Here is a 12,185-nt window from a genome sequence, read left to right as displayed (position 1 = left end):
GACGATGTTTGCAAAGGCTCTCCTCTTCAGAATCCTCTGCATCACTAAAGGATTTGGGTTGGAGGCCCCGACATCATGATGGAAATACGTGGACTAGCGTACGTTGTTGCCGAGAGCTCTGATTTGGATCGCTGGGTCAGCTACGCACGTGACGTGCTTGGCATGATGCCGAGCACCACTGCCGATGGCGATCTGCTGATCAAGATGGATGAGCGTCAGTTCCGCTTCCAGGTTCAACCTGGCAGCAATGACAGATACTCCGCATCCGGTTGGGAAGTGGCCAACAAGCAAGCCTTCGAGCAGGCGCTCGAGGTGTTGCAGGCCGCTGATGTGCACTACGAAATGGGCAGCCACGAACTGTGTGCCAAGCGCCATGTGCAGGAGTTGGCCATCGTGATGGATCCGTCCGGAAACCGTCATGAGATCGTCTGGGGCTTCAAGTCCGACTTCAGCCATTTCGCATCGCCCCAGGGCGTGTCGCGTTTCATCACCGGTGACTATGGTCTGGGCCACACCGTGCTGCCTGCTCCCGACTTTGACAAGACCGTGGCCTTTGTGCGCAATGTGCTGGGCTTTGGCCTCTCGGATATTTACAACTTCAAGCCCGCAGGCGATGCCGGCCCTACGGTCCGAATTCACTTCTTCCACTGCGCCAACGCTCGTCACCACAGCCTGGCGCTGGCCGAATTCCCTTCTCCCTCGGGTTGCGTGCACGTGATGGTGGAGGTGGACAACATGCCCGAAGTGGGCCGTGCCATGGACCGCATGCAAAAGAGCCAGGTCAAGCTCTCTGCCACTCTGGGTCAGCACACCAACGACAAGATGATCTCGTTCTACATGAAGACGCCCTCCAACTTCGACCTGGAGTTCGGCTATGGCGGCGCCATCATCGACTGGGAACACCACATCACGCACGAGTTCACGACCGTAAGCCTCTGGGGGCACGACTTCAGCGTGGGCCGCCCTGAAAACAACTGATAGGAGGCTTGGAGACATGGCCAATAAATTGATGACAGCGAAGGACGTTGTGGCATCCATCAAGGACGGCATGGCGATCGGGATTGGTGGCTGGGGGCCCCGGCGCAAGCCCATGGCTCTGGTGCGCGAGCTGCTGCGCAGCCCCGTCAAGGATCTGACCGTGGTGGCCTATGGCGGTGCCGATGTGGGCATGCTGTGTGCGGCAGGCAAGGTCAAGAAGTTGATCTTCGCCTTCGTGTCGCTGGACTTCATCCCGCTGGAGCCGTACTTTCGCAAGGCCCGCCAGAGTGGTGAGATCGAGGTCATGGAAATTGACGAAGGTCATATGGTGCTGGGCCTGAAGGCTGCCGGCATGCGCATTCCCTATATTCCCACCCGAGTCGGTCTGGGCACCGATGTGCTCAAGCACAACAGCTCCATTCGCCTTATCGAATCGCCCTACGACGGCAAGGAGTGGGTGGCGATGCCCGCCATCAATCTGGATGTGGCCCTGCTGCACGTGGATCGCGCGGACTCTCGCGGTGTCTGCCAGATTGCCGGTCCCGATATCTATATGGACGACCTGTTTGCGCGAGCCGCAACCAATACGTTTGTGAGCTGCGACGAACTGGTCGAGTCCAGCAGCTTCGAGTCGGAGCAAGCCGCTCGCCTGGTGTTCTGGGAGCGCTCTGAAACCACAGGTGTCGTGCATCTGCCCGGCGGTGCTCACCCATCGTCCTGCGCTCCTCTGTATGGCTTTGATGTCAAGCACTTCAAGGAATACGCGGCCAGCAGCAAGGAGGAGGGCGGCTGGAGCAGCTACCAGCAGAAATACGTGCAGTGCACGGAGCAGGAATATCTGGAAAAAGTGGGTGGCATGGAAGCAATCAAGCGCCTGCCCTTGCCCGTGTTCTGAGGAGGCACAGAGATGAGTGAAATTGCATTGGTAGATCGCGTCATCTGCGCCGCGGCACGTGCCTGGGAAAACGACGGCGAGGTGTTGGCCACCGGCATTGGCCTGGTGCCACGTCTGGCGGCTTCGCTGTGCATGCGTTCCATCAACACCGATCTGATGATGACGGACTCTGAAGCCTGGGTGGTCAATGAACCCGTGCCCGTAGGTCCACGAGGTGAATACAAGATCAAGCGTGAAAGCTGGATGGGTTTCTCGCGCATCTTCGACAACGTCTGGGGAGGCAAGCGCCACGCCATGGTGGGTCCCGTGCAGGTGGACCGCTTCGGTCAGGGCAATATTTCCATGGTGGGCAGCGACTACGCTCGTCCCAAGTCCATGATGCTGGGGGTGCGCGGCTTCCCCGGCAATTCGATCAACCACGCGAATTCCTTCTTTGTGCCCAACCACAGCACCAAGGTTTTTGTCCCGGGTGAGGTCGATGCCGTGGGCAGCGTGGGCTACAACCCTGCGCGCCTGGCCAAGGGCTGGACGCTGGAGGAGACCACCGACATTCGCTTCATCTTCACCAATCTGTGTGTGATGGACTTTGGCGGACCCAGTCATCAAGTGCGCCTGGTGTCGCTGCATCCCGGCGTGACGGCGGTGCAGGTCAAGGAGGCCACGGGCTTTCCGATCCATGTTCCCGAGAGCGTGGGTGTGACACCTGATCCCACGCCCGAGCAACTGGCCTTGCTGGCTCAGCTCGATCCGCACAATCTGCGCGCTACGGCCATGGGAGTCTGATATGGATGATGCATCCAGCGAATTTGTGACACGCGAGGACAAAGCCGTCTATGAAACGGACGAGCCCGTTCTCTATAGCGTGGACAACGGCATTGCCACGGTCACCATGAATCGGCCCACGTTCAACAACGTGCAGAACTCGCAGATGACCTATGCGTTGGATGCTGCATTTCGCAAGGCGACCGATGACGATCGCGTCAAGGTCATCGTGCTGCGCGGCGAAGGCAAGCACTTCAGTGCGGGTCACGATATCGGCACGCCCGGCCGAGACATCAACAAGTCCTTTGACCGTGCACACCTGTGGTGGGATCACACCAACAAGCCCGGCGGCGAGCAGCTGTTTGCCCGTGAGCAGGAGGTCTACCTGGGCATGTGCCGGCGCTGGCGCGACATCCCCAAACCCATGATTGCCATGGTGCAGGGGGCATGCGTGGCGGGCGGTCTGATGCTGGCCTGGGTCTGCGACCTGATCGTGGCCAGCGACGATGCGTTTTTCCAGGATCCCGTGGTGCGCATGGGCATCCCCGGTGTGGAGTACTTCGCCCACGCCCACGAACTGCATCCGCGTATTGCCAAGGAGTTCCTGCTGCTGGGCGAGCGCATGCCGGCAGAGCGCGCCTATCAGATGGGCATGGTCAACCGCGTGGTTCCGCGTGCCGAGCTGCAGGATCAGGTCTATGCCATGGCCCAGCGCATGGCGGCCCAGCCGCGTCTGGGCCTGGCGCTGACCAAGATGGTCGTCAACAAGGCCGAGGAGCTGCAGGGCCTGCGTTCCACCATGGACATGGCTTTTGGCTACCACCACTTTGCTCACGCGCACAGTCAGGCGATGGGCATGGGGCAACTGGGCGGCCAGGATGCCAGGTCCATGGCAAAGGCCAATAAAGAAGAGTCAAAGGCATGAGCAATATGAACGATATGGGCAGTCTGCGCACTCCTATCTGCGACCTGCTGGGGTGCCGCTACCCCGTCATCCAGACGGCCATGGGCTATGTGGCGGGCGCTGATCTGGTGATAGGTACTACCAACGCCGGCGGCTTCGGCTTTCTGGCCGGCGCCACCATTCCCGCCGACAGGATCGAAGCCGAAATTCTGCGTGTCAAGCGCGAGACCGATGACCAGCCTTTCGGCCTGAATTTCCATATGTTCCAGCCCAACGCTCAGCAGTTGCTGGACCTGGCTGTGAAGCATCGTCTGCGTGCCGTCAGTTACGGCCGAGGTCCGGACAAGAAGGTGATCGGCCGTCTGCGTGATGCCGGCATCGTCTGCATGCCCACAGTGGGGGCCTTGAAGCATGCTCAGAAGGCGATCGAGATGGGCGCCAATGCCATCACCGTACAAGGCGGTGAAGGGGGAGGCCATACCGGCAGCGTTCCCACCACGGTGCTGCTGCCTCAGGTAGTGGATGCGGTCGATGTGCCCGTGATTGCCGCAGGCGGCTTTTATGACGGCCGTGGCCTGCTGGCTGCTCTGGCCTATGGCGCATCGGGTATTGCCATGGGCACGCGGTTCTTGATGACCAGTGATTCCAAGGTGCCCGCCGCCACGTTGCAGCGCTATCTGGCTGCAAGGGATGCGGAAAAGATCGCCATCTCGCATCTGGTCGATGGCATGCCCCAGCGCATGATTCCCAACGAATACCTGGCCATGCTCGAAAAAGCGAGCCCCATGAAGCGCTTGCGCATCGCCCTGGGTCTGGCATTGCAGTGGAAGGCCGAGACCGGCATGACCACGGGTCAGGCCTTGAGCATCTTCATGAAGGCCATGCGCGAAGACTCGTCTTCCGTCGCCCAGACCGTGATGGCTGCCAATGCCCCCATGTTGTTGCAGCGCTCCATGGTCGATGGCAATCCCGCAGAGGGTGTGATGTCTGCCGGCCAGGTGGCCGCGTTGATTGGCCGGCTCGACAGCTGTGAGGAAGTGATAGGCGGAATTGTCCGCCAGGCCATGGACCGTCGCAACGCATTGAACGCATTGACTCCCGCATAACAACAAGCCAACGAGACCGGATATGTCCACTCAACAATTTCACTCCAATATTCATGACAACGGCGTGGCGGAGCTGGTGATAGACCGTGCTCCCGTGAATGCCTTGAATGCAGCCGGCTGGAATGGCCTGGCCCGGGAAATCCAGGCGCTGGGCGACCGGCCCGAGGTGCGCGTGATCGTCATCCGTGCCGAGAACCGTGGTTTCTGCGCGGGTGTGGACATCAAGGAGCTGGCTACCGACGACAAGCTCATCATCGACGTGAACGCAGGCAACTACGCCACGTTCAAGGCCGTGCACCTGAACAAGGTGCCTGTGATTGCGGCCGTGCACGGCTTTGTGCTGGGCGGCGGCATCGGTATCTGCGGGGCATCGGACATCGTGATCGCCGCGGAAGACGCCACTTTCGGCCTGCCTGAAGTGGACCGCGGAGCCATGGGCGGTGCCGCCCATCTGCAGCGCATGTTCGGCGTGCAGAAGACCCGCTATCTGTTCTTTACGGGCGAGATGATCGCTGCGGCGGAAGCCCTGCGCCTGGGGGCCATCGAGCGTGTTGTTCCCCGTGAGCAGTTGCGCGACGTCGCCATGGAAATCGCCAACAAGATTGCCGCCAAGAGCCCCGCCATGATCCGCATCGCCAAGGAGGCGCTGACCGGCATCGAAGACGGCAATCTCGAAGACAAATACCGCTGGGAGCAGGGATTCACCCTGCAAGCCTATATGAGTCCAGATTCCGCCGAGACGCGCAGCGCCTTTGTGGAAAAGCGCGACGCCAAATTCTGAGCATCACTAGCGCGAAGAGGAGACAACCATGGATTTGACATACACCCCAGCGCAGAAGACCTTCCGTGCCCAGGTACGTGAATGGCTCAAGAACAATGTGCCCAAGGAACGACTGCAGAGCTATGACACTCGAGAGGGTTTCGAGCAGCACCGCCAGTGGGAAGCCAAGCTGGCCAGCGCCGGCTACAGCGCCGTGACCTGGCCCAAGGACTTGGGCGGCAGCGGCTGCGACCTGACCGAATGGCTGATCTTTGAAGAAGAGTACTGGGCAGCCGATGCTCCATCCCGCGTGAACCAGAACGGCATTCTGCTGTTAGGCTCCACGCTGATGGAATTCGGCACGCCCGAGCAGAAGGCCCGCTTTCTGCCCCGTATGGCCCGCTGCGACGATATGTGGGCCCAGGGGTGGTCGGAGCCCAACGCCGGCTCGGACATGGCTGCCATCAGCAGCCGCGCCACACGCATGGGTGACAAATTCATCCTGAACGGTCAGAAAATCTGGTCTACCCGTGCGATCTTTGCCGACTGGGTGTTCGGCCTGTTCCGCAGTGATCCGACATCGAGCCGCCATCATGGTCTGAGCTACATACTGGTGCCCTTGAATACGCCCGGCATCACCGTGCGTCCCATTCGTGCCATCAATGGTCGTGAGCACTTTGCCGAAATCTTCTTCGACGATGTCGAAGTACCCGTGGAGAACCTGCTGGGTGCAGAAGGCAAGGGCTGGCATGTGGCGATGGCGACGGCCGGCTTTGAGCGCGGCCTGCTGCTGCGCTCTCCCGCCCGCTATCAGCGCAGTGCGCAGAAGCTGGTGGACCTGTATCTGCGCAATCAGGTCGATGCCGACCGCGATCACTCGATTCGCGATGCTGTGCTGCGTGCCTGGCAGGGGGCGGAGGCATACACGCTGTCTTCCTATCACACGGTAGGCCGCCTTAACAAGGGCGCACAGATTGGCGCCGAAGCCAGCACCAACAAGATTGTCTGGTCCGAGCTGGACATCATGATTCACGAAACCGCGATGCGCATTCTGGGCGCGCGTGCCGAGCTCATCGATGACGCCGAGGCCAACGAATGGCTGGAAGGTTTCCTGTTCTCGCAGGCTGGTCCCATCTACGCGGGCAGCAACGAGATCCAGCGCAACATCATCGCTCAGCGCATGCTGGGCCTGCCCAAATCCTGATCGGCAGGGAGACAACCATGGACTTCACCTTTACCGAAGATCAAATCGCATTCCGTGACTCGATCAGCCGCTTTCTGATGACCGAAGCAGCCCCCGAGCTGCTGCGCGACATCTGGGAAACCCCGACCGGTCGCAGTCCCGAGCTGTGGGCCAAGATTGCAGAACAAGGCTTGATGGGCCTGTCCGCTCCCGAAGCCGATGGCGGCATGGGCATGGCCGATGTGGACTGGGCACTGCTGCTGCAGGAGGTGGGCTATTACGCTCTGCCCGATTCCCTGACCGACACCGCCTATGTGGCTGTGGGCATGCTGTGTGCATTGCCGCAAGGACATGAGAGCCGTGTCTGGCTGTCCAGGATTGCCGAAGGCAGCTGCCGCGTGGCCGTGGGCCATCCCGTCAACCTCAATGTGGCGGACGCGGCATTGGCCGATGTGCTGTTGCTGCCCCATGCCACGGCCACCGGCCTGGAGTTGCACCTGGTCAGGCCTGCACAGTGCGAGATCACGGCACTGAGCAGTATCGACTCTTCGCGCCGTCTGTCACAGGTACGCTGGACGGCATCCGATGCCACCCGTTTGCTCGACGGCACTCAGGGCCAGAAGGTCTGGGACACAGCCGGCGAGCGCGGTGCACTCGCCGCTGCTGCCCAGATGCTGGGTCTGGCCCAGCGCATGCTGGATCTCTCGGTGGACTACGTGGCACAGCGCAAGCAGTTCGACAAGGTCATAGGCAGCTTTCAGGCCGTGCAGCACCACCTGTCGGACATCGTCACCAAGATCGAGTTTGCCAAACCCGTTCTCTACCGTGCCTTCTACGCGCTGCAGCACGGTGAACCCGATCTGGCCGTGCGTATCTCGCACGCCAAGCTTCAGTGCAGCGAAGCGAGCTGGTTTGCCGCGCGCAACAGCCTGCAGGTGCATGGCGCCATGGGCTACACCTGGGAAGTCGATCTGCAGATGTTCATGAAGCGCGCCTGGGTGCTGGACGCTGCCTGGGGCGACAAGGCATACCACGCGGCCCGCCTGACTCAGGGCCTGCTGCGCAGTCCCAATGCCCCGGTGGGCCCCGGATCGACTTTTGATCGAGAAATCGATTCATGTGCCTCCTGCTCTGCGCAAGATGCTATCAAGAACGTTGCTGAAGAGGTGGCCGCATGAGCGCCCAGGCTTATATCGTTGATGCGCTGCGCTCTCCTACCGGAAAGCGCAAGGGCTCTCTTGCCACCGTGCACGGTGCCGACCTCGGCGCCCATGTGATCAAAGCGCTGGTTGAGCGCAACGACATTCCCGCAGCCGATTACGACGACGTGATCTTTGGCTGCGTGGACACCATAGGTTCTCTGGCTGGCGACATTGCCCGGACTTCCTGGCTGGCAGCCGGCATGCCCTTGAACGTGCCGGGCACCACGATTGATCGCCAGTGCGGCTCGTCCCAGCAAGCCATTCATTTTGCGGCCCAGGCCGTGATGAGTGGAACGCAGGACGTGGTGCTGGCCGGTGGCGTGCAGACCATGACCGCCATTCCCATTTCCTCGGCCATGCTCGCCGGCCAGCCCCTGGGCTTTACCACGCCGTTTGCCGAGAGCAAAGGCTGGCAGGCGCGTTTCGGTAACGCACCCGTCAACCAGTTCTACGCCGCCCAGCGTATTGCAGACCACTGGGGCGTGAGTCGTGCCGACATGGAAGTATTTGCCAAGGAAAGCCACGACCGCGCTTTGAATGCGATTGCCGAGGGCCGCTTCGACCGTGAAATCGTTCCCTTTGGCGTTTTCATGATGGATGAGACCGCTCGCCTCTCGACTCTGGAGAAGATGGCCACGCTGGAGCCGGTGGACCCCGACTATCCCTCCATCACTGCAGCCGTCTCAAGCTCCACCTGCGATGCGGCGGCTGCCGTGCTGGTGGTGTCCGAAGCAGCGCTCAAGCGCTACAACCTCAAGCCACGCGCTCGCATTCACCATATGAGCGTGCGCGCCGATGACCCCATCTGGCACCTGACCGCGCCGATTCCAGCCACGGAATATGCGCTCAAGAAGGCGGGCATGACCATGTCCGACATCGACCTGGTCGAGATCAACGAGGCCTTTGCTTCCGTGGTCATGGCGTGGCTCAAGGAGACCGGCTACGACCATGCCAGGACCAACGTCAACGGCGGTGCGATTGCGCTCGGTCATCCACTGGGAGCCTCAGGCGCCAAGCTCATGACCACGCTGCTGCACGAGCTGGAGCGCACCGGCGGGCGCTACGGCTTGCAGACCATGTGCGAAGGTGGAGGACAGGCCAATGTGACCATCATCGAGAGACTCTGACGGCAGACATGCAGGCACCCCTGGGTGCCTGTATTGCGTTGGAGCTCCGGTGTTGGCGGCTTAGCAAGTCATCCACAAAAATATCTACGGAGACAAAGACATGCAAGACAAAGCGACGGATTCAGATCGCAGAGCATTCCTGGCCGGAGCAACTGCCGCGGCGGCAGCGCTGGGTCTGCCAGCAGCGCAAGCTCAAGTCGGCACCAGGACCGTTGCGCAGGCCGATGCCATCACCATGGCAGCGCAGATGCGCAAAGGCGATATCACGCCGCTGGAGGCTCTTGATGCCGCCATTGCGCGCGTTGAAGCCTTGCCCAAGCTCAATGCCGTGGTCATCAAAGACTACGAACTGGCCCGCGAGCATGCCAAGAAGCTCTCGACCATGGGCCGCGATGCACGCAAACAGGCGACTGACAAAGCCCCGCTGTGGGGTCTGCCGTTTGTGCTCAAGGACCTGGGTCTGAGCATGGCAGGAACCGTGACCAGCAATGGTTGCCGCTTCTTCAAGGATGCTGTCGCTTCGCAGGACTCCACGCTGGTGATGCGCTACAAGGCTGCGGGTCTCAACATCTTTGGCAAGACGGCATCTCCCGAGTTCGGCATGACGACTACCACGGAGTCAAAGCTTTACGGCGTCACGCCCAACCCCTGGAACACCGGGCATACCACGGGCGGTTCTTCCGGTGGGACTGCCGCTGTGGTGGCAGCCGGCATTCTGCCCGTGGGTCATGCCAGCGATGGTGGCGGCTCCATCCGCATACCGGCCGCACATTGCGGCCTGTTCGGACTCAAGCCCAGTCGTGGACGTGTGCCTGCAGGGCCAGGAGCGCTGGATGGCGCAACAGGTTTGTCGGTGAACCACGTCATCAGCCGCAGCGTGCGCGACACAGCCTTGCTGCTGGACTTGAGTGCTGGGCCCGAGTTCGGCTCGCGAGTGCGACCTCCCTCTGATGTTTCTCGGGGCTACCTTGAAGCGATGCACCAGCCCGAGCGCAAGCTGCGTATTGCCGTCTGGCGCAAGAACTACTTCGGGATTCCCGTACATGCCGAATGCCTGGAGGCCGTGGACAAAGCGGCCAAGGCCTGCGAGGCCATGGGGCATTTTGTTGAAGAGGCCATGCCGGAGCTGCCGGTGAACGAAATTTTTGGTGGCATGGGTGCAGGCATGTCGGCAGGTCTGCTCAGCGCCATTGAATACCGTGAAAAGCAGCTGGGCCGCGCTGTGCGCGAAGACGAGATGGAGCCGCTGAACTGGGCTGCGTTGCAGGCCGCGAAGAAGGCCTCGGCGCTGGATCTGTACCGCAGCCGCGCAGGCTTCGACAAGGCGGGGCAATTGATCGATGCATTCCTGTCTAGGTACGACCTGATTCTGACGCCCACCACCGTGGTGCCTGCACAGAAGCTGGGCGCTCTGCGACTCGATCAACCCTATGAAAGCTATGCCGCCGAGGCCATGAACTCCTCCGCGTTTACCTCGCTGTTCAACATCAGCGGTCATCCGGCCATGTCCGTGCCGCTGCACTGGACGGCGGACCACCTCCCTGTGGGTTCCCACTTTGTCGCACCGTTTGGTGGCGAAGGCCGCTTGCTGCGTCTGGCGGCGCAGCTGGAGCAAGCCCTGCCATGGGCACATCGCGTGCCGGACCTGTCCGCACTCAAGGCTTGAATGTCCGGCAACAAGAAGGAGGAGAGCATGGAATCAGTGAATCAAGGTGTGGATCGTCGTGGCTTTATTCAGGGCGCAGGTGCCGTGGCCGCAGCAACAGCCATGCCGACAATGGCTGCACAGAAGAAAAATGAGGCGACGGCGGTGGATGGCTACGCCTGGGCAGAACAGATCCGCCGGGGCGATATCACGCCGCTGGAAGCGCTGGAAGCGGCGATTGCACGCACCGAGGCCTTGCCCAAGCTCAATGCAGTGGTCATCAAGGACTACGATCTGGCACGTGATCAGGCCAAGCAGATGTCGGCTCTGGGCAGCGCTGCACGTGCCGAAGCCACAGCCAGGGCGCCCATGTGGGGCGTGCCCTTTCTGCTCAAGGATCTGAACCAGTATCTGAAGGGAACGGTCACTACCAACGGCTGCCGCTTTTTCAAGGGGGCCGTGGCAGAGTACGACAGTACCCTGGTGGCACGCTACAAGGCGGCTGGTCTCAATATCTTTGGCAAGACGGCATCGCCCGAGTTCGGCCAGACGCCCACGACCGAGTCCTTGCTCTACGGCAAGTCGCCCAATCCATGGAATGCTGCCCACACGACGGGCGGCTCCTCGGGTGGTGCGGCATCGGTGGTTGCCGCAGGCATTGTGCCCGTGGCCCATGCCAGCGACGGAGGCGGCTCCATTCGCATTCCCGCTTCGCACTGCGGCCTGTTTGGCCTCAAGCCCAGCCGCGGCCGTCTGCCCGCCGGTCCGGCCAATATGGAAGGCTGGATGGGCTTGTCCATGAACCATGTCATCAGTCGCAGCGTGCGCGACAGCGCTCACCTGCTCGATCTGACGCAGGGGCGCGAGCCGGGCTCGCGCACCGTGCCGCCGCGCGACGTGGAGGGCAGCTATCTGGACGCCCTCCAGCAGTCGCCCAAGAAGCTCAGGATCGCCGTCTGGTCCAGGAACTATTTTGGCATTCCTGTGCATGCGGACTGTCAGGCTGCGGTGGACAAGGCCATCAAGGCCTGCCTGGCGCTGGGGCATGAAATCGTGGAGGACATGCCGGAGTTGCCTGTGGCTGAGGTGTTCTCGGGCCTGGGCGTGGTGACATCCGTGGGCATGATGGCCAGCATCCGCGCCCGCGAAAAGCTGCTGGGTCGCGCCGTGCGCCAGGATGAGGTAGAGCAGATGGACTGGCTGTATCTGGAAAAGGCCAAGTCCTATACCGCCGAGCAGATGCTGATGGCGCGTACCAACTTCGATACGGCGGGCCAGATTCTGGACCGATTTTTTCTGAAGTACGACTTGATTCTGACCCCGGTGATGGCTGTGCCGCCACCGCTGTTGGGCGTGCTGACGCTGGACCAGCCTTATGACTCATTCGCGCGCGAAGCCGTCAAGGCTTCGCCCTATACCGCGCTTTTCAATATGACAGGCCAGCCCGCCATGTCTGTGCCCATGCACTGGACCAGGGACAACTTGCCTGTGGGCGCGCACTTCGCTGCGCCGTTCGGTCGCGAAGGGCGCTTGTTGGCGCTGGCCGCGCAGCTGGAACAAGCCGTTCCCTGGGCACATCGTCAGCCTGATCTGTCGGTCTTCAAAGCGTAATTTCAAGAAGGC

Annotated in this window: 11 protein-coding genes; all 11 read left to right on the top strand. The window is 61.3% G+C overall.

Features of this window, described 5'->3' with window-relative positions; translation table 11 throughout:
* The first annotated feature begins 75 nt into the window (after positions 1–75).
* Positions 76–978, top strand: a complete 903-nt coding sequence (locus EIC84_RS19210) for a VOC family protein (protein ID WP_034363665.1) — start codon at positions 76–78, stop codon at positions 976–978.
* 16 nt (positions 979–994) lie between these two features.
* Positions 995–1,873, top strand: a complete 879-nt coding sequence (locus EIC84_RS19205) for a CoA transferase subunit A (protein WP_004341330.1) — start codon at positions 995–997, stop codon at positions 1,871–1,873.
* Between the two features lie 12 nt (positions 1,874–1,885).
* Positions 1,886–2,656 (top strand): CoA-transferase subunit beta, encoded by a 771-nt coding sequence (locus EIC84_RS19200; protein WP_004341328.1) that lies wholly within the window; start codon positions 1,886–1,888, stop codon positions 2,654–2,656.
* 1 nt (position 2,657) lies between these two features.
* Positions 2,658–3,560, top strand: a complete 903-nt coding sequence (locus EIC84_RS19195) for an enoyl-CoA hydratase (protein WP_004341324.1) — start codon at positions 2,658–2,660, stop codon at positions 3,558–3,560.
* Positions 3,557–4,645 (top strand): nitronate monooxygenase family protein, encoded by a 1,089-nt coding sequence (locus EIC84_RS19190; RefSeq protein ID WP_004341321.1) that lies wholly within the window; start codon positions 3,557–3,559, stop codon positions 4,643–4,645. The genes EIC84_RS19195 and EIC84_RS19190 overlap by 4 nt, the downstream gene beginning before the upstream one ends.
* Before the next feature lie 22 nt (positions 4,646–4,667).
* On the top strand, positions 4,668–5,426 hold the full coding sequence (locus EIC84_RS19185) for an enoyl-CoA hydratase family protein (RefSeq protein WP_004341319.1): 759 nt from the start codon (positions 4,668–4,670) through the stop codon (positions 5,424–5,426).
* 28 nt (positions 5,427–5,454) lie between these two features.
* Positions 5,455–6,609, top strand: a complete 1,155-nt coding sequence (locus EIC84_RS19180) for an acyl-CoA dehydrogenase family protein (protein ID WP_004341316.1) — start codon at positions 5,455–5,457, stop codon at positions 6,607–6,609.
* A gap of 17 nt (positions 6,610–6,626) precedes the next feature.
* On the top strand, positions 6,627–7,766 hold the full coding sequence (locus EIC84_RS19175) for an acyl-CoA dehydrogenase family protein (RefSeq protein ID WP_004341314.1): 1,140 nt from the start codon (positions 6,627–6,629) through the stop codon (positions 7,764–7,766).
* Positions 7,763–8,917 (top strand): acetyl-CoA C-acetyltransferase, encoded by a 1,155-nt coding sequence (locus tag EIC84_RS19170; RefSeq protein WP_004341312.1) that lies wholly within the window; start codon positions 7,763–7,765, stop codon positions 8,915–8,917. The genes EIC84_RS19175 and EIC84_RS19170 overlap by 4 nt, the downstream gene beginning before the upstream one ends.
* 100 nt (positions 8,918–9,017) lie before the next feature.
* The gene (locus EIC84_RS19165) at positions 9,018–10,583 is read left to right on the top strand and encodes an amidase (RefSeq protein ID WP_004341310.1); all 1,566 of its coding nucleotides are present in this window, start codon (positions 9,018–9,020) and stop codon (positions 10,581–10,583) included.
* Entirely contained in the window at positions 10,584–12,173 is a 1,590-nt protein-coding gene (locus EIC84_RS19160) for an amidase (RefSeq protein ID WP_004341308.1), read from the top strand.
* The last annotated feature ends 12 nt before the right edge of the window (positions 12,174–12,185 follow it).

It is taken from the genome of Comamonas sp. A23, from assembly GCF_004522605.1.
Lineage (GTDB): Bacteria > Pseudomonadota > Gammaproteobacteria > Burkholderiales > Burkholderiaceae_C > Comamonas > Comamonas thiooxydans.
The sequence above is the reverse complement of the archived record's forward strand: the minus strand, read 5'-3'. Positions and strand labels throughout refer to the sequence as shown.